This window comes from Pseudactinotalea sp. Z1732 (assembly GCF_049724975.1).
In the GTDB taxonomy this organism is placed as follows: Bacteria; Actinomycetota; Actinomycetes; order Actinomycetales; family Beutenbergiaceae; genus CALKWS01.
In genome coordinates, this window is the sequence record NZ_JBMPQC010000024.1 from 1 (window position 1) to 19,022 (window position 19,022).

The following is a 19,022-nucleotide window of genomic DNA, read 5'->3' on the forward strand; positions in this document are numbered from 1 at the left end:
CCGAATCCACGCCACACGCCCCACGGTAGAGCACCAATTAGTGCCACAGATCGGCGTCCCGCGGACCCATCGGCGCAGGTCAGCGAGTTACACCGTCACAGATCGCGACGCCGTGACCGAACTCAGGCGCCCTTTTTGCGCCGCCCGTGGCTACGTTTGGACCATGACTGCGGATACGGCACCCGATCCCTTCTTGGCACGGCCGCTGTACACCTTTCGCGAGGCGGCCGCCATCGTTGGTGTGCCGCCATCCAACTCTGCACACGTGGGCACGAGGCCGCGGCTACAAGGGGGATCGATGGGACCCAGTACCGATCGGATGCTCTCATCACGACCACTAGCACCGGCCGCGGTGCAGTCGTACCGTTCATCGGACTGGCTGAGGCTCATGTTCTCGCCGGATTCCGGGCCGCCGGCGTCCCGATGCAGCGGATCCGGCCAGCGCTGGAGCATCTGGAGAACGAGATCGGTGTGGTCGCGGCACTGACCAGCGAAAGGCTGAAGACCGACGGCGCTGAAATGTTTTGGGACTACGGACGACACTGACGACCAGGAGGTCGTTGACGAACTAGTCGTGATCTGGAACCAACAGGCGGTGTTTCGCGACGTCGTCGGGCAGTATCTGCAGACCATCACCTACCGCCATGGTCGCGTAGCCATCATCGGCCTGCCTCAGTACGAACCCGAGGTCGTCGTTGATCCGCTACGCAACTTCGGTCGGCCGATGCTTGCACGCCGTGCTATCCGCGTTGAGGACATCACCGGCCGGATCGAGGCCGGTGAGGCTCTCGAGGAAGTGGCGCTGGACTTCAATCTGGACCCAGCCGAGGTTCACGCGCTCGTCGCGGCGTGATGGACATGGCCGAGTTGCGGAAGGTGAGCTAAGTACGCGACCGGTGGTACGCCGTCGGCCGGCGACCTCCGCTGCGGGAGTGGTGATGCTTGGCCCCGGGTCGTCGCTAGGCGCCCCGGTCAACTACCGCCGCCACCTGGTGTGCCCGTCGCTCGAGGTCCCGGGCAAGTTCCACCAGTTCGGCCCGGTCGACCGGGCTGGTCGCCTCCAGTGAGGCAGCGCGGATGAAGGAGGTGACCTTGAGGCCCGCTTCCTCGGCCTGGCTCCGTACCTGCGTGATCTCTTCCTCGGAGAACCGGACCGAGATCGTCACTGACCGGGTGGAGGTGACGTTCACCGGGTTCTCTTCATCGAACCCCGAGAGGTCCCGGGTCTCGTTGTAGTACTCCGCCTCTGCGGCCGCGGCCTTCTTCACCATCGTCATACCCGTCATCCAGTGATCGGTCGTACTCCATCGCGAAGGATCTGCACCACGACCACCGCGTCCTTTCCGCGATCGGTCACCGATCGGAACAGTCCGCGGTCCGGCTCCTTTCGGCTCGGAAACATCCGATCCGCGTTCCAGATCGCCTGCTCGATCTCTGCTGCGGTGAGCCTCCTGGTCGCGTGGCCAAGGTTGTGCTCGTCCCACTCGACCCGGTCGAAGATCATCCGTTACCTCCATTGTGTTGCATTTGGAGTCCTGAACGCAACGCGCTTTGAAAGGGCTCTCCGGGCCCGGGCGCACATCATTAGTCGCCAACTCTTGCGGCGCACCACACTGTGCGGTAATCCGAGTTTCGGCACCGTCGTCAAGGTTGCGAAGACACTCGCGCTGCGGGTGCACGTCGAGTCCGTCGCCTGATGACCGTCGGGCCCAAGCGACAGTGGTGCAGCCTCAGTAGTCTCGTGTTCAGTGACCACCGTGAGGTTCACCCGCACTCCGGCCAGGTCTCGATGTCTGCGGCATGACCGGCAGCCCGCCCGTACTTGCCGTCATCGGTGAGTAACTGCATATCCAGCGACTCCGCCAGTGCGACGTAAAAGGCGTCATAGGCGGTGAAGTTGTTGCGCAGCGCCAAGGCGCGCCGCTGGAAAGGCTGCATGGCATAGCGCACCAGGGTCAGGTCGCCGAAGTCCGCCAGCATCTCCTCGGCACGTTCCGCAGAGATCGCGACGGAAGGTTTCGTAGTCCGCAGCAGTCCCCGGATCGCGGACGTCACCTCCGCATCAATCAGCGCAGGTGCGTGCAGGTAGCGCTCCGCGGCGAACCGTTCCCGCAGTTCCGCATCGCCCCGGCGGTTCTGCAGCAGCCGCACGACGATCGAAGCATCGACGACACTCATTGCCGATCAGCGTCGATGAACCCACGGATTTCCTCGCCGCTGACCTCGATGCTGCTTCGTGCGGCGATCCGCGCCAGCACCTCCGGCATCGCAGGTCGCGACGTGTCGGCGTGGATGAGTTCCCGCAGATAACTCGACACCGACATGTTCCGGGCCGACGCGCGCTCCCGCAGGACCTGCACGTCGTCAGCAGGGACATCGCGGATCTGAATGATCTCGGTGCTCATCCCAGCAAGGATAGCCACTCTTCATGAATCTTTCATGATCGCGATATCCACAGCCTCGCGAGCGTCCCTCCGTTTCACATCGGGCATGGCTACGCTTGGGTCATGACTGCGGCAACGGCGCTCGATCCAACCTTGACACGGCCCCTGTACACCCTTCGCGGGGCAGCCGCCATCGTTGGTGTGCCGCCATCCACCTTGCACACGTGGGCGCGCGGTCGCGGCTACAAGGGCATCGACGGGACCCAGTACCGATCGGACGCACTCATCACGACCACTGGAACAGGCCGGGGCGCTGTCGTGCCGTTCATCGGACTGGCGGAGGCTTATGTGCTTGCTGGATTCCGCGCGGCCGGTGTCCCCATGCAGCGGATCCGTCCGGCGCTAAAGCACCTGGAGACCAAGATCGGTGTAGTGGCAGCACTGACCAGCGAGAGGCTCAAGACTGACGGCGCTGAAGTGTTATGGGACTACCGGAGCGACAGCGGCCACCAGGAGATCGTTGACGAACTGGTCGTCATCCGGAATCAGCAGGCGGTGTTTCGTGATGTCGTTGAGCAGTATCTACAGACCATCACCTACCGCCATGGTCGGGTTGCCATCATCGGCCTGCCTCAGTACCAAACCGAGGTCGTCGTCGATCCGCTACGCAACTTCGGTCGGCCGATGCTTGCACGCCGTGCGATCCGCGTTGAGGACATCACCGGGCGCATCGAAGCCGGTGAAGAGATCGAAGCGGTAGCTCTTGACTTCAACCTTGATCTTGCCGAGGTACACGCTCTCGTCGCGGCCTGATCGACATGGCTGAACCACGGTTCTTTCTCGACCGCGGTCTCGGTTCCCAGTTGGTGCCCTCGGGACTACGTGAACGAGGCTGGCTCCTCACCACGATGGACGAACGCTACGGTGCGGTTGCATCCCAAGAGATCGAAGAGGCGGACTGGATCCGCGACGCGTGCGCACGAGGGGAGTGCTTCCTTACCAAAGACTCAGCAATCGCACGCAACCCAACCGAGGCGACGCCTTTCCCTGAACCGCAGTGAAGTTTTCTGAAGTGGAGCGCCGGGAGGCTATGCCTCATCGGATGCCTGCAGGACGCCGCAGGCCCGACCCGACTTCATCCCGAGGTGGACGTCGTCATCGTCGGCACGGGCTGGGCGGGGTCCAGCAACTAAGCGAAGCCGGCCTGGAAGCCGTGGCGGTGAAGCGGATCAACTGGCGCTACCGGCCGACGGACTTTCGCTACCAACTTCACAGCGGGGTCGGCGTGACCTGCGGCTCAACGTGCGCGCAGCAACTCCAGGACCGTCGCCATGCCCTCAGCCAAGTCAGTGACCTTCTCGTCGATTCCCGCGACGCGCCCATCCAAGCCGGCCATCCGCTCATCAAGGCCAGCGAGGCGCTCATCCAACTCATCCAGCCGATTGCCCTGTCGCAGTTGGGTGCCCTGGATCGCTGCGAGCAGCTCGTAGATCGATTGCACGTCATTGTCCAACTGACGCACTTTGCGCTCGAGTCCGGTGCTGGCCATTCCCCCACCCTATGCCCCGGGACATCTCGGCAGGGAGACTCAGCCGGCATCTGTGCATAACTCGCAGCCGATCTGCTCCGAAAGCCCACGGCCAAGAGCGACACCGTCAAACTGACCGGGAGATCCTCGTCCCGCAGTAGGCAGATAACTCAACAGCCTGACGCTCACCACCCAGGGTCGGTAGTCTCGCTACTACTGCGGTCCGACGGACTTCTGCCCGTTCAGACATGTCCCCTCCGCGCGACGATGCGTGTGCTTGCCTGGGGATGACACCACCCGCGTGACCTTCCGCGGACAGTGCTGATCGTCGTCGTCGGCTGATGCCGGCTGGACCATGAACACACTGCGGACCGACAGGCTTCCCACGCACGGACATGCCTCCCCCGCCTCACCGCGGATGAGGGACAGGCATGACGAGTTGGGTGCTGACGATCGCCCCCGAATATCCCGAGCATTGGGATATCGCCAAACAACACATGTTGTGGGACATGACGACACACCGGCAGATCGAGAGGGGAGACGTCGTCTACTTCTGGCTTGCGCGCAACGACAGGTTCGTCGGCCGCGCCGAGATCGCAGAACCTGCGGCGCGCCTGACGGGAAACGAAGCGGTCCCCTGGATCGACGGCGGGGAACGTGACTACAAGACCAGGATCAGATTTTCTGCGGTGTCGGACTCCGTCGCCGGCCAGATCAGGTGGAAGCAAGTGCAGGAGCGTACGGGGATCACCCAGGGACTCAACACGATTCCGCGCACTGACGACAGCGCGGCCGAAGCATTTCTCGCCTCGCTGTTCGAGGCACTGGACGAGGTCGAGGCAGAGTTCACCGACGACCTGGACGCCGACGAAGCCGTCGCTGCGAGTGGTGAGGACACGCGGCGACGCACACTTGCCACGATCCGGGTCCGCCGTGGCCAATCGGCTTTTCGGAGCCGCCTGCTCCGCGCCTACCAACGCCGCTGCGCCGTCACGGGCTCAAGCACCGAGGATGTGCTCGAAGCGGCTCACATCCATCCCTACCGGGGCGATCACACCAACATCGTTCAGAACGGGCTGCTGCTACGCGCCGACATCCATTTGCTCTTCGATCTGCAGCAGTTGACGGTGGTCGTCGATGATGAGGGCTACCGGGTGCGGGTAAGTCCGGATGTCGGCGAAGAGACCTACCGGTCCTTTGATCACCAGCCTCTCGCGGTCTTGCCTGAGGACGGCCGCGAGCGTCCGAGCATCGAACTGCTGGAAAACCATAACGCGGAGTTTCGGTGGTTGTCCCCGCACATTGACCTACATCGATGAAAAAGATGCCCCGTTGCCCGGCCATCTTCGCGGGCACCGGCGTGGGCGTTCAGTGGTGCAGTCGGTGCGGCTTCCGGAAACCGAGTTCGCTGAGATCGAGCGTCTTGCCGGTGAACTCGACGTACCAGTGAGCGCCTTGATCCGCGGTTGGGTGTTGGCTGGGCTTGCCGATGAACGAGGAACCTCTCTGCGCAGCGCGATCGACCGGCTCGCCGGAGACACCGATCGGCTCCGAAGACTCGCAGCAAAGAGTGACGTCGCCCGAATCGGGCGAGCGTCCCGCCGTCGCGGCACTTAGTAGTGTCCCCGGGAGCGCCCAGCACGGTCACCGGGTGGCGACGATGCGTGGAGCGCCCAGACGGTGATGCGACCAGCGCGACATGCGCTGAATCGTGCGCTTCGCCGTCGTCGGCTGACGCCGGCTGAGCACTGAACCACCAGCGGGTCGACAGGGTTCGCACGGATACACCTCTCCGCTCAACGCGGATAAGGAACCGGCATGACCAGTTGGGTGCTGACGATCGCCCGGTGTTGACCTCACCGCCATGATCACTGCACTACCGTGGCAGGCAAGCGGTACCGACGGACTTCGCCTCGCCGACACGTCCCCCACCGCACGGATCTTTCGTGCTGCCCGAGGGGACTCCATACGTGTCGGCCTATCGCCTGTCCGCGCGCTCACTGCATGACCGGACCCATCCCGAACCATCGCGGCTGGAGGAGGAACTCGCGCGCTACCTCGCCTACGCCGGAGTGGGAGTCGGGCCAGGTGAGCGCGCCTCCTGGCGAGGATCGCTGCCCGTACTCGCCCAAGACCTGCGGGATGCGGGCCTTGAGCAGGTCGAGGTATTGATCGAGCATCGGCTGCCGCTGACCAGCAAGCGCACCGACGCCATCCTGGCCGGCGTCCACCCCCGCACGAAGCAGCCGTCCTACCTCGTTGTCGAACTCAAGCAGTGGTCACGGGCCCGTAGTTGGGATGGTGAGCACACCCTGGTTGACGTCCAGGGCGCGCCCTACCGTCCTTCCTTGCACCCCAGCGTGCAGGTGGGTGGCTACCGGGACTACCTACGCGACTTCATGGGCATCTTCGACGATTCCGCGCTGCACCTGGACGGTGTGGCGTATCTGCACAACGCCAGCGACAGTGGCGTCGCCGAGTTGTGGCACCAGGACGTGCTCCAACAGGCGCCGATGTTCACCGCCGAACGTCGCGGCGACTTCCTGGAACACCTGCGCAGTCACTTCGCCGAGACCCCCGGCGCCGGGGCCGCCGACCTGTGGCTGCGCTCGAAGGTCGCTCCGTCGAAGAAGTTGCTGTCCGTGGCGGCCGATGAGATCCGCGACCAGGAGCAATTCGTGCTCGTCGGCAAACAGTCGCTTGGCTACCATTTGGCGCTGCGGGCGGTGGTGCGGGCCCTCTCGGAAGACACCAAGACAGCGATCGTCATCTCCGGCGGGCCGGGTTCGGGTAAGAGCGTGATCGCGTTGTCGCTGCTGGGTGAGTTGGCACGGCAGGGTCGTTCGGTGCTGCACGCGACCGGTTCGAAGAGTTTCACCCAGACGCTGCGCAAGGTGGCCGGGCACCGCTCCCGCCCCACCCAGGCGTTGTTCAAGTACTTCAACCAGTTCATGGACGCGGAGAAGAACGGCCTGGAGGTGCTCATCCTGGACGAGGCGCACCGCATCCGGGAGACCTCGGTGAACCGGTACACACCGAAGCAGGTTCGTGAGCGCGCGCGCCTGCAGGTGGATGAGTTGATCGACGCTGCCCGGGTGCCAGTATTCCTCCTGGACCAGAACCAGGTAGTGCGCCCCGGGGAGGCCGGGAGCCTGGAACTCATCACCGACCACGTACGCGACAAGGGCATCGCGGTCCGGCACGTGAACCTCAACGCCCAGTTCCGTGCCGGCGGGAGCCAGGTCTATGTGGACTGGCTGCTTCGCCTGCTCGGATTGGGTCATGACCCGCACCGCCCGGGAAGCGGGGAGCCCACCGCGTGGCCGCGTGACGACCGGTACGCCCTCACCACCGCCTCCAGCCCCCAACAGTTGGAAGCGCAGATCCTGGCCTTGGACGCCGGCGGCGACTCCGCGCGGATGACGGCGGGTTTCTGCTGGCCGTGGAGCGACCCGACGCCGGATGGCCGCTTGGTCCCCGACGTCAAGATCGGCGAATGGGCCCGGCCGTGGAACGTGAAGTCCGAGCGCCGGGTGGGAGAGGCTCCGCCGTCGCACCTGTGGGCCACCGAGCCCGGCGGCATCAGCCAGGTGGGATGCATCTATACCGCCCAGGGCTTCGAGTACGACTGGAACGGCGTGATCCTCGGCCATGACCTGGTGTGGCGCCAGGACCGGTGGGTGGCCCAGCGCGAGTTCTCCAAGGACCCCGCCTTCCGTAGGTCCGTGCCCGACGACGAGTTCGACCGTCTCGTACGCAACGTGTACAAGGTGCTGCTCACCCGCGGCATGAAGGGCACGATCCTGTACTCCACCGACCCCGAGACCCAGGCCATGCTGGAGTCGGTGATCGGCGCCCGAGGCACCGGTCCGGACCTGGCATGGCCAGGAACCACTACATCTTCGGAAACCGCTGCTCGTTGATCGCGAGTTTCTCGAAAGCGGCGTCGATGGCGTCGATGCCGGTGACGTCGGCCATCCGGGCCAGGTAGATGAGGAGATCGGCGATCTCGTAGGCGACCCGCTCCCGCAGTTCAGGGTCGCTTCGCACCAGCTCATTGCTGGTGGCGCCATCGGACCATTGCAGTTCGGCGGCCAACTCCCCGGCCTCGCCGGCAATCGCCATCGCCAGGTTCTTCGCGGTGTGGAACTGCTCCCAGTCCCGGTCGACGGCGAACTGGCGCACCGCGTCTATCAGATGCTCGAACTCGCGCATGCTTGCATCCTATGTGCGGCGGTCCTGCCCCTAACCGTTCACAGGCCGCGCAGGGCCGGCCCTCCTATGTCGACGAGACCTTGACGGTGCACGTGCCCATGTAGCGGCTGAGAGGTCCATTGGCGCGATCAGTGCGCCGCAGGTGGTGCGCCAACTTCCAGCACCGCATCCAACGCCTCGCTGAAGACCTCGATGGTCTCGTTGATATCAGTATCGCTGTGAGCTGTGCGCCGAGGACGTCAAAGAATCGGTCGAACTGGCCTCCGGCACGGCCGGCGTGGAGACGGTGATCCAGAACCGCTGGGTGCCGACCACAGTCAATGCCGTGGATGACCACACCGTACGCTTCGAGATGGAAACGCCGTTAGCCTCGCTCTTCAACGCCATCCGGCAGACGCCGATCGTGGCGGCCGAGGACGTTCAGGCGGGTAGTGATGCCTTGGCCTCGAATCCCAACGGAACCGGGCCGTTCATATTGGACAGTGAGACCGAAACCATCAAGACCATGGTCGCCAACCCGGACTACTGGGACAGGGCGCCGTCGATCCAGAACCTTGTCTGGGAGTACGTTGGCGATGCGCAGACTCGTGTTAACGCTCTCCAGGCCGGCCAGGCCGATGCCATCGACCGGGTACCCCCGGAGCACCTGTCCACCATCGAGGACGCCGACGGCTTCGGGCTCATCTCGGCAACGGCGAGTGAACAGGTCAACCTGTTCTCCGTGCCCAACCGCATTCCCGAATGGGATGAAAGTTCGGAACTGCGGCGTGCTGTGATGCTCGCCATCGACCGGCAGGCGCTGGTGGAGAACCTGGTCCAGGGCGAGAGTGTGGTGGCGGAGAGTTTCCTCCCGAGCGAGACTCTCTATTACAACCCCGGGGAGATCGACTACAGCCAGAACCTCGATGAGGCCCGGGCGTTGGTCGAGGAAGCGGGCGCCGTGGGCTTGGAATTCGATGTCTGGGCTGCCAGCGGTTTCTTGCCCCGCGGGGAGCAAGTCGCCGAAGCAATCGTGGCGAATCTCAATGAGATCGGTCTGGAGGCCCGGTTGGTGACCGCCGACGTTGCCGGCCTGGTCGACGACTCGGTCGATGGCACCGGATTGCTCTACCACATCAGTTGGTCCAGTGGTGGAGACCCGGACGCCGCTGCCGGGATCTACGCCTCGCCCAACCGTTGGACCCATGGTGATGACACCATCGACAGTCTGGTCCAACAGGGCAAGACAACAACGGATGACGCCGAGCGCGAGGCCGTCTACGACGAGTTGCAGCAGTACTTGTGGGGCGAACTTCCCCACATCCCGCTGTACTACAGCGACTTCACCGTCGCCTACTCCGAAACCCTGCAAGACCTGCGGGTACTGCCCAACTACGAGACGAATTTCTACCCCGCTTCTGTTTCTGATTGAGAGACCGAATGGTTCTCTTCCTTCTCCGGCGCACCACGCAGATGATCTTTGTGGTCTTCTGCGTGGTGACGCTGGTGTTCGTGCTCCTGCGGATCGCCGGGGGCGATCCGGCCAGGCTCATGAACGCCGCGGATGCCCCCGAAGAAGTCATCGCCGCCACCAGGCAGCGATTGGGTCTGGACCGGCCGCTCGGCGTGCAGTACCTGTATTTCCTGCGCAGCATCGTGGTCGGTGACTTCGGTCGGTCCTTCCACGGCGGCTACGAGGTCCGGGACGTGGTGCTGGCGGCACTGCCCAACACCATTGCCCTCGCCGTGGTGACCGTCGTGGTGTCCACGGCCTTCGCCCTGCTGCTGGGCATCGGTTCGGCGCTATTCCGCGGTTCACTGTTGGACCGCGCGGTGCAGGTATACGTCAGCCTGGCCCAGTCCACTCCGAGCTTCTGGCTCGCGGTGATGCTCGTGCTGGTTTTCGCCGTCAACCTGAGTTGGTTGCCGGCCATCGACTTCACCGGCCCCATCAGTTTCGTCCTGCCAGTCACCACCCTGATGGTGGCTCTGACGCCGATTCTGATCCGCACGATCCGTCAGTCCTTCGTCGAAACTCTGCAACGCGATTACATCCGTGCCGCCCGGGCCCGGGGCATTCCCAACGCGCGGATCCTCTTGATCCACACCCTCAAGGTGGCGTCCCTTCCGCTGATTACCCTGGTCGGACTGCAGTCCGGCATGATCCTGGCCGGCTCCTACGTCGTTGAGGTGATCTTCAACTGGCCCGGTATCGGGAAACTGGCCGTCGATGCGCTGGCGAGCCGGAACTATCCGATGGTGCAGGGCTCGGTGCTCATCGCAGCGGTTGCTTTCGTGGTGGTCAACTTCGTCGTCGACATCCTCTACTCGGTACTCGATCCTCGGATCCGGCTGGGAGCGAACGCGTGACCGGAACACCCACCGTCGCTATCACGTCACCGCGCCTGCCCGGACGCACCCCCCGCTTCACCGCCTCGATGTGGCGCCGGCGTACCGCCGTCGTCGGCCTGGCTGGGCTTTCCATTATCGTCTTGGTCGCCATCACCGCTCCCTGGATCGTGCCGCACCCCCCGGGGCAGACCAACCTGGCCAACGTCCTGGCCCCGCCGGTGTGGTCCGGTGGCGATGTGACTCACATCCTGGGCACCGACGGGCTCGGCCGGGACGTACTCTCCCGGTTGATCTACGGCGCCCGGTCCTCGGTCCTGATCAGCACCAGCGCCATGCTGATCGGCGGAACACTCGGAGTCATCACCGGTCTGATCGCCGGATTCTTCGGGGGTCTGGTCGACACGATCATCATGCGCCTGGGCGACATCCAACTAGCCCTACCCTTCATCCTGATCGCCATCGTGATCCTGGGAATGCTGCCCGAACGCCGCCCCGTCCACCTCATCGTGGTGCTGGGTATCCCGGCGTGGATCGTCTACGCCAGGGTTATCCGTGCCCGGGTGCTCACAGAACGGGAAGCGGACTACGTGCAGGCGGCCACGACCCTGGGCGCCAGTGGATTCCGCCGGATCTTCCGCTACATCCTGCCGCAGGTCTGGGGCGTGCTGCCTGCCATCGCGCTGGTGGACCTGTCCAACCTGGTGGTCATGGAGTCCACCCTCAGTTTCCTCGGCTTCGGCCTCTCCTCCCCCGATGTGTCCTGGGGACAGATCCTGGCCGATGGGCGCCAGAGCATGACGATTGCCCCGTGGCTCTCCGTGCTACCCGGTCTTGCCATCATGTTCACAGTGCTGTCCATCAATCTGGCCGTGGAATCCCCCGGTCTGGAGTCCCGCCGGCGGCCATGGCGGGCTCACTTCCTGCGGCGCACCAGAGAAGACTCCCTGCCCACCACCACCTCGGCGCCCACCCCCGCACCGGTGAGCACCGACGAGGACGTGCTGCTGAGCGTGCGCAACCTGGCAGTGGACTTCCAGGCACACAGTGACAGCCCGCCGGTACATGCGGTCCGGGGTGTCGATCTGACGGTGCGCCGCGGCCAGATCGTCGGGATCGTGGGCGAGAGCGGATCGGGCAAGTCGGTCAGTGCGTACGCGATCAGCCGACTGCTGGCAGGTACCGCGCGAATCCCGCACGGATCGGCCCACTTCGACGGGATCGACCTGACTGCAGCCTCCGAAGGTCAGATGCGCCAGATCCGCGGACGCCGGATCGGGATGATCTTCCAGAACCCCACCGGTTCGCTCAACCCCGTCTTCACCGTGGGTTTCCAGATGGTCGAGGCGATCCAAGCCAATAAACCGGTATCCCGCAAAGCTGCCCGGCAACTCGCTGAATCGGCACTGCGCGATGTCGGCTTCGGTAATCCTTCCGACATCCTGCGGCGCCACCCCTTCCGGCTCAGTGGTGGCCAGAACCAACGCGTGATGATTGCTATGACCATGGTGGTCGAACCTGAACTCCTCCTCGCTGATGAGCCGACCACAGCCCTGGATGTGACCACGCAGGCCCAGGTGCTCGACCAGTTGCGTCGAGTCCGAGATGAACACGGCGCGAGCGTGGTGATCATCAGCCACGACATCGGCCTGATCGGTGAGATCGCTGACGAGGTCGTGGTGATGTACGCCGGCCGCGTATGCGAGTCCGGCACCGCCGAGCAGGTCCTGCTCAACCCTCAGCACCCCTACACGCAGGCGCTGCTGTCCTCGGTACCGACCCCGGAGGTCATCGCTGCCGACAGTCTCCAAGGGATCCCCGGTGACCTGCCCGACCCGATGGCGCAGATCACGGGCTGTCCGTTCGCGCCCCGGTGCCCCGCCGTAATGGATGTCTGCCGGACCACCGATCCGGCCCTTTTGGAAGTGCCCGCCGGACAAGCCGTCGCGTGCCACCTGCACGTCCCGCAAACGGAGGTTGTCACCCGATGAGCACCACTGTTGATTCGACGGTCAAGGACACCGAGCCCCTCATCGAGTTGGAAGACGTCCAAAAGCACTACCGGGTGCGCAGCGGATTGTCCCGGCGCACTGTGGCTGTGCAGGCAGTGAACGGCGTGACCCTATCGATAGCACCCGGGGAGATTCTCGGACTCGTGGGTGAGAGTGGCTGTGGCAAGTCCACGCTCTCCCGGACCCTGGTGCAGTTGGAGACGATCGACTCGGGTCAGATCAAGTTCAAAGGTGCGCGGGTCGATCCCTCGACCTCCTTGCAGCGGGAGATCCAGATCGTCTTCCAGGACCCCTATTCCTCCCTCCCCCCACACATGACAGTGCGCCAGATCGTTGCCGAGCCATTGCTCATCCACCGGCTATTGCGGGGGGAAGCGGTGGAGGAACGCGTCGGCGAACTGCTCACCAACGTCGGCTTGGGACCTGAGTACGGGAGCCGTCGGCCCGGACAACTCAGTGGTGGGCAGCGTCAGCGAGTGGGGATAGCACGCGCTCTTGCGCTCGAGCCGTCGCTGCTGGTGGCCGATGAAGCGGTATCAGCGCTGGATGTATCGGTCCAGGCACAGATCCTCAATCTCCTGCGGCGGTTGCAGGGCGAGTTGGGCCTGACGATGCTGTTCGTCTCCCACGACATCGGTGTGGTGCGATATATCAGCGATCGGATCGCCGTGATGTACCTGGGCCGGGTGGTGGAGTTGGCCAGTGCCGCGGATGTGTACAAGAACCCCGCCCATCCTTACACCCGCGCCCTCATGGACGCGGTACCCAGCATCGAGCATCGCAACCGGTCCCGCGTCGAGGCCCAAGGCGATCCGCCCGATCCCAAGGATCCCCCACCGGGATGCACCTTCCATCCGCGCTGCCCGATGGCGCAGGAAATCTGCCGGATCGAGCGACCCGAACTGCGTGAATGGTTGCCCGGCAGGCAAGTGGCGTGTCATTTCGCCAACGAGTGCCTGGCCGCCTCTGCAGCAGGCGCCAAATGAGGCCGCCGGTCCGCATCGCCGTCGCGGGCCTGGGCGTGATGGGATCCCGGTGGCTGCGCGCTGTTGCCGACCACCCATCAGCCCAGATCGCATTGGTCTGCGACACCGCCACCGAGCGCGCTCGGAGTTTGGCCGATGACCACGGGGGGCGCTGGGCGGCAGACCTAGACGACCTGGGTGGGGTCGACGGTCTGATCGTGTGCACGCCCGAACATCTGCACACAGAGTCCGCCGTGCGGGCATTGGAAGCAGGAATCCCCGTCGCAGTGGAGAAACCGCTGGCCCATGACCTCCCCTCTGCGGCCCGGATCGTCGACGCCTCCGAGCGTTCTGGTGTGCCCGTCCTGGCCGGTCACATCCTGCGGTTCGAATCCCGCTACAGCCGCATCAAGACGGCCATCGACGACGGTTTGATCGGACCGGTCATCGGTGTGCGCAGCGCCCGGGTCGGTATTCGCAGAGATCAGGACGTCCTGCGGGGCCGGACCACCGCACCGCTGTACTACGGCACCCATGAACTGGACCTGGCGCGCTGGTATGCCGGTGACATCGAGCAGATCTCTGCCTTCCGCAACTCCGGTGTACTGAATCGCCAGGGCTATGACATCGCGGATCTGTACTCGGTCGCCATGCAGTTCACCAGTGGTGCCCACGGGACATCGATGCTGGGTTGGTCCTTGCCGGACCGGTCGGTACCGCCCGGATTGTCGGGGTTCACCGTGATCGGGGAGGAAGGCTATCTGCAGGTAGAGCAAGGGGTCACCGGACTGGTCGGAGTGACTGCTGACGGAGCCGCCGCGTTGGACACCTGGTTCAGCCCGGAGATCCACGGCCGAACGGGCGGCGCCATGGCCCAGGAAGTCGACCATTTCATTTCTGTCATCGCTGAAGGTACCGACCCGGTCTGCACAGCCCGCGACGGTATGGAAGCACTACGCGCCAGTCTGGCCGTGGAACACTCGGCCCGGACCGGGCAAATCGTCATGATGAAGGAGTTTGGAGACCGATGAAGCACGTTCCGATTGTGATCGGCGGCAAGCGCAGCACCGGCGATGATCATCTGGAGGTGATCAGCCCGGCCACCGGTCAGCCGGTGGCCACTATGGCCCGGGCCACAGCCGAGGACCTCGACCGCGCTGTGCACGCCGCCCGGGATGCAGCCGCGGAACTGGCCGCGATGACCATCCGGCAACGTGCGGCGAAAGTGGCCATGGTCGCCGAACTCATTGAGCGTGATATCGAACCGATGGCCCGCGACCTTGCCAGCGAACAAGGCAAACCCATCGCCGAGGCCCGCGGGGAGGTCTCCGTGGCTGCGGAGATGTGGCGGGATGCAGCCGAGATCACCCGGCACATGACCGATGCGATCCTGCCCAGTGACAATCCCGAGCGTGCCATCCTCACCGTGCGACGCCCGCACGGCGTTCTGGGAGTGATCACACCGTGGAACTTCCCGGCCACGATCCCGACCGAGTACCTGTGCGCCGGTCTCGCCGCCGGTAACGCGATCGTGTGGAAACCCTCCGAACTCACCCCGATGACGGCCCTGTGGCTGCAGGACTTCGTGGAGGAAGCCGGGTTTCCGGCGGGCAGCGTCAACCTGGTCCCGGGAATGGGACAGGATATCGGCGCCGGCATCGCCGGGCACCGGAGTATTGACGCGATCGGGTTCACCGGGAGCCCCGCCACCGGGAATGCCATCACGGCCACGGCCGGCCCGAAACCACTGCTGCTGGAACTTGGCGGCAACAATGCCACTGTGGTGCTCGCCGATGCGGATGTGGACGAAGCGGCTCGCCGGCTGGCCGGTGCAACGTTCGCCAATGCCGGGCAGATCTGCAGTTCCACCGAGCGGATCATCGTCGAACGCAGCATCTATGACGATCTCGCCGAGGCTCTCGCCGCAGAAGCGCGCAGGCTCCGTCTCGGTCCGTCCCTTGACGAACACACCACGATCGGGCCGCTGAACAACGAAGCCACTGCGGCCAAGGTGGATGCGCATATCGCCGATGCCACCTCCCGTGGCGCCACTGTCCTCGCCGGGGGCGGAAGGGCCAGCGGCCATCCCACTGATCTGTACTACGAACCGAGCATCCTCAAGGACCTGGATCCGGCCATGACGGCGTTCCGGGCGGAGACGTTCGGCCCAGTCGCCATGCTGATGCCCTTCGACGGCTTGGACCAGGCCGCGGACCTGGTCAACGACCACGGGCTGGGCCTAGTGGCGGGAGTTCTCAGCACGGACACCGCGCGTGCGGTAGACCTCGGACGGCGGTTACGTGCCGGCATTGTCAATATCGGCGACGTAGCAACCTCGTGGCAACCGCACAGCCCCTTCGGTGGCTATTCCGGGCGCGCCAGCGGCGTGGGACGCATCGGTGGCCGCTACTCCATCGAGGAACTGTCCCAACTCCAGACGTTCACCGTGCCGGCAAGGATGCTGCCATGAGCGCTACTCGCATTGAGGACAAGACGACCGAACAAGTCACCGAGGCGATGACCCGGGCGAAGGTGGCGATCCTTCCGGTCGGAGCCGTGGAGCAACACGGCCCGCACTTGTCCGTGATGACCGATGCCACGATCGCGAAGGCATTTGCGGAGTCGTTGGCCGATCGCCTTGATGAGCAGGCGATTCTCTTCCCATTGCAGCCTTACGGGATCTCCGAACACCACGAGAATTTCGCAGGAACGGTGACCCTGAGCCCTATGACGTTCATCGCGGTCATGGTCGACCTGGCCGCCTCGTTGAAGAGCCAGGGGTTCACCCGAATCGTTTTCGTCAATGGTCATGGCGGCAACATCGATGCCCTGTCGATCGTGTCACGCCGGGTTCGCAGCGAATTGGGTGTCCTGGCTGCGTCGGTGATGTGGGCGCGTTTGGCACGCGACCTTTGCGCCGAACTAGCGTCGGGCCCGCGCTATGGCCACGCCTGCGAACTGGAGACGTCCGTCGCGATGTTCCTCGCCCCGCAATTGGTGCACACCGAGCGCATCCAGCAACCCGGTCAGCACCGCGAGGTCGACAGTCTCTCCGCCCCGCACGGTTTCGTGGATGTCGCGCCACGCTTCGATGATCTGACCACCGACGGCGTGTACGGAGACCCCACCATCGCTCACCCTGAACTGGGCGAGAAGATCGTGACACGCGCACTGGAGCGGGCTGAAACCTTCTGCCGTAGGTTCCTCCACGATGACTGGCCCCACCTCGATCAGCACGAACTATGACCCAGACGATTGTGTACGGCGCCCGCTTGGTCCGGACGATGGACCCGGCATGCCCGACGGCGCAGGCGGTGGCTGCGCGGGGGGACCGCATCCGAGCGGTCGGCTCAGTAGCCGAACTGCTCACCTACCCCGATTCGGTGTACAACTCCCGCTTCGAACACGCAATGCTGCTCCCGGGATTCGTCGAGGCACACAGTCACGCAGAATCCGGATCTGTGTGGGATGGGATCTACGTCGGGTATGTGGACCGGACCGATCCCTCGGGGAGGAACTGGCCGGGATGTCGATCGATCGATGCGGTCCTGGCGCGCCTGCAGCAGGGCGAGGCCGAACTACAGGACACCGATCGCACGTTACTGGCGTGGGGATTCGACCCCATCTACTTCCCCGACGAACGGCTGACCGCCGCCGAACTCGACACCGTTTCGGCTACACGCCCGATCTATGTCACCCACACCAGTGGCCATGGCTGCACGGTGAACACGGTGACGATGCAAAGGGGTGGGATCGACCGGGACACCGGGGTCGCCGGCATCATCGGCGACGGCGATGGGGATCCGATCGGTGAATTGCACGAGTTCGACGCCGTGGGCCTGGTCGCCACCGTCCTGGACAGCGGAGGTCTGGCGGCGATCAATGCCGAGGCGCTCAGGCGCTTCGGCCAGGATGCGGTGAACACCGGGACCACGACCGTGACCGATCTGGGAACTCCCCATCTGATGGACGATGCGGGCGTCGAGATCTTCCGTGCCACAGTCGATCACCACTTCCCCGCGCGGCTCAATGTTTTCCACGCCGGCGCCGGGATGGGCCCGGTAGCCGGCACCATGGCGCAGGCGGCCGAGCGCATCACGGAACTCACCGGTACATCCGCGGCGAACCTACGATTTGGCAACGTCAAACTTGTGCTGGATGGCACCCTGCAGGGATTCACCGCACGAGTATTGGAACCCGGGTTTTTCGGTGCCGATCACAACGGGATGTGGAACATCGCGCCGCAGGACTACCGCGAAGCGTTCGAGGTCTTCCATCGCGCCGGCCTGATGATCCACGTCCACTGCAACGGTGATGAGGCCACCGAGTTGTTCCTGGACACTTTGGAAGCAGCGCTCATCGCCCACCCCAGGCCGGATCACCGCCACACCTGCACACATTCGCAGATGACCACTGCCGCCCAGTACCGGCGCATGGCGGCACTGGGTGCCTGCGCCAACGTGTTCGCGAACCACATCTGGGCCTACGGCGATCAGCACCTAGACATCACGGTCGTGCCCGACCGGGCGCGCCGGAACAATGCGGCTGCGACGGCACTGCGCCATGGTGTGCCGATCTCGTTGCACTCCGACACGCCGGTAACCCCGCTCGGACCGCTATCGACGATCAAGCACGCCGTCACCCGCAAGACGGTGTCGGGACGGGTCATGGGTGAACACGAGCGCATCAGCGTGCCCCAGGCACTGCATGCCGTCACCGTGGGTGGTGCCTACATGCTGAAGATGGATCACGAGGTCGGATCGATCGAGACCGGGAAATTCGCTGATTTCGCCGTGCTGGCTGAAGATCCGCTCACGGTGGACCCTCTGGAGATCGGCGATATCCACGTACACGGCACGGTGCTGGGTGGCACCTTCCACCCGAGCAATACCCCGGCGCCGTAGGCCCTGCCTACCGCGGCGCTGACGTCTACTATGAGGAACTGGCGATATGCAGGCGCGTCGGGGCCGCCCGTTCACGCACTCAGTTTGCGGGCAATCGTCTGGGCTGCACGCTGAAGTTGTTTCGCCACCACCGGCACCTGCTCTGAGGGCATTCGATCGATCGGAGCGCTCACGCTCACAGCCGCGGGAAAATCGAGGGACGGGATCACAACAGCGAGACAACGGCCTGCCACCTGATTCTCCTCGTCATCGACGGCCCACCCTTGAGCACGGACACGTTCGAGTTCCTCCAGATAGGCTTCCGGATCGGTGATCGTCGCCTCGGTCCGGGCAGGCATGCCATGAATCTTGAGGATCGATCGGACCTTATCGGACGGGAGTTCTGCGCACATGGCCTTCCCCAGAGCTGTGGAGTGGACCAAGCCCCGCTCCCCGACGCGTGCGGCTAAGCGCATCATGTACGGGGATTCGGCGACCAGAGTGTGGATTACCCGACTGCCGTCCAGGACGCCGAGGTTTACGGTCTCCGTCAGCCGGTCCCGCAACGCGGTCAGGACCGGTTCTGCGGTCTCGGTGAGCAACTCCACTCCACGGCGATCGTGAGCACGGAACGCCAGTCCCAACTGGTAGTTGGCACCGTCGGGACTGCGCTCCACATAATGACGGGCTTCAAGTGCGGTCAGGTA

21 protein-coding genes are annotated in these 19,022 nt (G+C 64.4%); 14 read left to right on the forward strand and 7 right to left on the reverse strand.

Annotated features, from left to right (window positions below):
* Positions 1-156 precede the first annotated feature (156 nt).
* Positions 157-546 (forward strand): hypothetical protein, encoded by a 390-nt coding sequence (locus ACPL7H_RS18740; RefSeq protein ID WP_424798280.1) that lies wholly within the window; start codon positions 157-159, stop codon positions 544-546.
* A gap of 28 nt (positions 547-574) precedes the next feature.
* Positions 575-853 carry a DUF433 domain-containing protein gene (locus ACPL7H_RS18745; RefSeq protein WP_424798261.1) on the forward strand — a complete coding sequence of 93 codons (279 nt, stop codon included), beginning with the start codon at positions 575-577 and terminating at the stop codon, positions 851-853.
* 106 nt (positions 854-959) lie between these two features.
* Here the strand turns inward: ACPL7H_RS18745 and ACPL7H_RS18750 are convergent, their stop codons facing one another.
* The 4 genes from ACPL7H_RS18750 to ACPL7H_RS18765 all read right to left on the reverse strand — a co-directional run bounded on the left by ACPL7H_RS18750 (position 960) and on the right by ACPL7H_RS18765 (position 2,405).
* Positions 960-1,277: a plasmid mobilization protein gene (locus ACPL7H_RS18750; protein WP_424798262.1), complete on the reverse strand. Its 318-nt coding sequence runs from the start codon at positions 1,275-1,277 to the stop codon at positions 960-962.
* 5 nt (positions 1,278-1,282) lie between these two features.
* Positions 1,283-1,504: a hypothetical protein gene (locus ACPL7H_RS18755; RefSeq protein WP_424798263.1), complete on the reverse strand. Its 222-nt coding sequence runs from the start codon at positions 1,502-1,504 to the stop codon at positions 1,283-1,285.
* Positions 1,505-1,764: 260 nt separating this feature from the next.
* Complete coding sequence (locus ACPL7H_RS18760) at positions 1,765-2,178, reverse strand: type II toxin-antitoxin system VapC family toxin (protein WP_424798264.1); 414 nt, start codon at positions 2,176-2,178, stop codon at positions 1,765-1,767.
* Positions 2,175-2,405, reverse strand: a complete 231-nt coding sequence (locus ACPL7H_RS18765; protein WP_424798265.1) for a hypothetical protein — start codon at positions 2,403-2,405, stop codon at positions 2,175-2,177. The genes ACPL7H_RS18760 and ACPL7H_RS18765 overlap by 4 nt, the downstream gene beginning before the upstream one ends.
* A 102-nt stretch (positions 2,406-2,507) precedes the next feature.
* Between ACPL7H_RS18765 and ACPL7H_RS18770 the strand changes: the two genes are divergently transcribed.
* Both ACPL7H_RS18770 and ACPL7H_RS18775 read left to right on the forward strand, forming a co-directional pair.
* Positions 2,508-3,197, forward strand: coding sequence for a DUF433 domain-containing protein (locus tag ACPL7H_RS18770; protein ID WP_424798266.1), 690 nt, complete (start codon positions 2,508-2,510; stop codon positions 3,195-3,197).
* 5 nt (positions 3,198-3,202) lie between these two features.
* Positions 3,203-3,445 (forward strand): hypothetical protein, encoded by a 243-nt coding sequence (locus ACPL7H_RS18775; RefSeq protein WP_424798267.1) that lies wholly within the window; start codon positions 3,203-3,205, stop codon positions 3,443-3,445.
* Positions 3,446-3,681: 236 nt separating this feature from the next.
* Here the strand turns inward: ACPL7H_RS18775 and ACPL7H_RS18780 are convergent, their stop codons facing one another.
* A complete protein-coding gene (locus tag ACPL7H_RS18780; protein ID WP_424798268.1) occupies positions 3,682-3,933 on the reverse strand; it encodes a hypothetical protein in 252 nt (83 codons plus the stop codon).
* 410 nt (positions 3,934-4,343) lie between these two features.
* Here ACPL7H_RS18780 and ACPL7H_RS18785 point away from each other — a divergent pair, with 410 nt between their 5' ends.
* Both ACPL7H_RS18785 and ACPL7H_RS18790 read left to right on the forward strand, forming a co-directional pair.
* A complete protein-coding gene (locus tag ACPL7H_RS18785; protein WP_424798269.1) occupies positions 4,344-5,231 on the forward strand; it encodes an HNH endonuclease in 888 nt (295 codons plus the stop codon).
* Between the two features lie 651 nt (positions 5,232-5,882).
* Positions 5,883-7,835: a DNA/RNA helicase domain-containing protein gene (locus ACPL7H_RS18790; RefSeq protein WP_424798270.1), complete on the forward strand. Its 1,953-nt coding sequence runs from the start codon at positions 5,883-5,885 to the stop codon at positions 7,833-7,835.
* Here the strand turns inward: ACPL7H_RS18790 and ACPL7H_RS18795 are convergent.
* Positions 7,807-8,127 (reverse strand): nucleotide pyrophosphohydrolase, encoded by a 321-nt coding sequence (locus ACPL7H_RS18795; RefSeq protein ID WP_424798271.1) that lies wholly within the window; start codon positions 8,125-8,127, stop codon positions 7,807-7,809. The two genes, ACPL7H_RS18790 and ACPL7H_RS18795, sit on opposite strands and share 29 nt — an antisense overlap.
* 223 nt (positions 8,128-8,350) lie before the next feature.
* Here ACPL7H_RS18795 and ACPL7H_RS18800 point away from each other — a divergent pair, with 223 nt between their 5' ends.
* Genes ACPL7H_RS18800 through ACPL7H_RS18835 form a run of 8 tightly spaced genes read left to right on the forward strand, consistent with a single transcriptional unit; the run spans position 8,351 to position 18,336 of the window.
* Positions 8,351-9,538: an ABC transporter substrate-binding protein gene (locus tag ACPL7H_RS18800; RefSeq protein WP_424798281.1), complete on the forward strand. Its 1,188-nt coding sequence runs from the start codon at positions 8,351-8,353 to the stop codon at positions 9,536-9,538.
* An 8-nt stretch (positions 9,539-9,546) separates the two neighbouring features.
* Complete coding sequence (locus tag ACPL7H_RS18805; RefSeq protein ID WP_424798272.1) at positions 9,547-10,476, forward strand: ABC transporter permease; 930 nt, start codon at positions 9,547-9,549, stop codon at positions 10,474-10,476.
* The gene (locus ACPL7H_RS18810) at positions 10,473-12,446 is read left to right on the forward strand and encodes a dipeptide/oligopeptide/nickel ABC transporter permease/ATP-binding protein (protein WP_424798273.1); all 1,974 of its coding nucleotides are present in this window, start codon (positions 10,473-10,475) and stop codon (positions 12,444-12,446) included. Before ACPL7H_RS18805 ends, ACPL7H_RS18810 begins: the two co-directional genes overlap by 4 nt.
* Positions 12,443-13,453, forward strand: a complete 1,011-nt coding sequence (locus tag ACPL7H_RS18815; RefSeq protein ID WP_424798274.1) for an ABC transporter ATP-binding protein — start codon at positions 12,443-12,445, stop codon at positions 13,451-13,453. The genes ACPL7H_RS18810 and ACPL7H_RS18815 overlap by 4 nt, the downstream gene beginning before the upstream one ends.
* On the forward strand, positions 13,450-14,463 hold the full coding sequence (locus ACPL7H_RS18820) for a Gfo/Idh/MocA family protein (RefSeq protein WP_424798275.1): 1,014 nt from the start codon (positions 13,450-13,452) through the stop codon (positions 14,461-14,463). The genes ACPL7H_RS18815 and ACPL7H_RS18820 overlap by 4 nt, the downstream gene beginning before the upstream one ends.
* Positions 14,460-15,902: an aldehyde dehydrogenase family protein gene (locus tag ACPL7H_RS18825; protein ID WP_424798276.1), complete on the forward strand. Its 1,443-nt coding sequence runs from the start codon at positions 14,460-14,462 to the stop codon at positions 15,900-15,902. The genes ACPL7H_RS18820 and ACPL7H_RS18825 overlap by 4 nt, the downstream gene beginning before the upstream one ends.
* A complete protein-coding gene (locus ACPL7H_RS18830) occupies positions 15,899-16,678 on the forward strand; it encodes a creatininase family protein (RefSeq protein ID WP_424798277.1) in 780 nt (259 codons plus the stop codon). The genes ACPL7H_RS18825 and ACPL7H_RS18830 overlap by 4 nt, the downstream gene beginning before the upstream one ends.
* Positions 16,675-18,336, forward strand: coding sequence for an amidohydrolase (locus ACPL7H_RS18835; RefSeq protein ID WP_424798278.1), 1,662 nt, complete (start codon positions 16,675-16,677; stop codon positions 18,334-18,336). The genes ACPL7H_RS18830 and ACPL7H_RS18835 overlap by 4 nt, the downstream gene beginning before the upstream one ends.
* A gap of 71 nt (positions 18,337-18,407) precedes the next feature.
* On the opposite strand, the gene ACPL7H_RS18840 is transcribed toward ACPL7H_RS18835, so the two are convergent.
* The coding region (locus ACPL7H_RS18840) for an IclR family transcriptional regulator (RefSeq protein ID WP_424798279.1) at positions 18,408-19,022 on the reverse strand (615 nt) is incomplete at its 5' end.

Excerpts from the sequence above, each read along its gene's own strand:
- ACPL7H_RS18815 (WP_424798274.1), top strand. The coding sequence starts at position 12,443 with ATGAGCACCACTGTTGATTCGACGGTCAAGGACACCGAGCCCCTCATC.
- ACPL7H_RS18785 (WP_424798269.1), top strand. The coding sequence starts at position 4,344 with ATGACGAGTTGGGTGCTGACGATCGCCCCCGAATATCCCGAGCATTGG.
- ACPL7H_RS18835 (WP_424798278.1), top strand. The coding sequence starts at position 16,675 with ATGACCCAGACGATTGTGTACGGCGCCCGCTTGGTCCGGACGATGGAC.
- ACPL7H_RS18805 (WP_424798272.1), top strand. The coding sequence starts at position 9,547 with ATGGTTCTCTTCCTTCTCCGGCGCACCACGCAGATGATCTTTGTGGTC.
- ACPL7H_RS18820 (WP_424798275.1), top strand. The coding sequence starts at position 13,450 with ATGAGGCCGCCGGTCCGCATCGCCGTCGCGGGCCTGGGCGTGATGGGA.
- ACPL7H_RS18765 (WP_424798265.1), bottom strand. The coding sequence starts at position 2,405 with ATGAGCACCGAGATCATTCAGATCCGCGATGTCCCTGCTGACGACGTG.
- ACPL7H_RS18780 (WP_424798268.1), bottom strand. The coding sequence starts at position 3,933 with ATGGCCAGCACCGGACTCGAGCGCAAAGTGCGTCAGTTGGACAATGAC.
- ACPL7H_RS18775 (WP_424798267.1), top strand. The coding sequence starts at position 3,203 with ATGGCTGAACCACGGTTCTTTCTCGACCGCGGTCTCGGTTCCCAGTTG.
- ACPL7H_RS18750 (WP_424798262.1), bottom strand. The coding sequence starts at position 1,277 with ATGACGATGGTGAAGAAGGCCGCGGCCGCAGAGGCGGAGTACTACAAC.
- ACPL7H_RS18825 (WP_424798276.1), top strand. The coding sequence starts at position 14,460 with ATGAAGCACGTTCCGATTGTGATCGGCGGCAAGCGCAGCACCGGCGAT.
- ACPL7H_RS18830 (WP_424798277.1), top strand. The coding sequence starts at position 15,899 with ATGAGCGCTACTCGCATTGAGGACAAGACGACCGAACAAGTCACCGAG.
- ACPL7H_RS18755 (WP_424798263.1), bottom strand. The coding sequence starts at position 1,504 with ATGATCTTCGACCGGGTCGAGTGGGACGAGCACAACCTTGGCCACGCG.
- ACPL7H_RS18795 (WP_424798271.1), bottom strand. The coding sequence starts at position 8,127 with ATGCGCGAGTTCGAGCATCTGATAGACGCGGTGCGCCAGTTCGCCGTC.
- ACPL7H_RS18760 (WP_424798264.1), bottom strand. The coding sequence starts at position 2,178 with ATGAGTGTCGTCGATGCTTCGATCGTCGTGCGGCTGCTGCAGAACCGC.
- ACPL7H_RS18770 (WP_424798266.1), top strand. The coding sequence starts at position 2,508 with ATGACTGCGGCAACGGCGCTCGATCCAACCTTGACACGGCCCCTGTAC.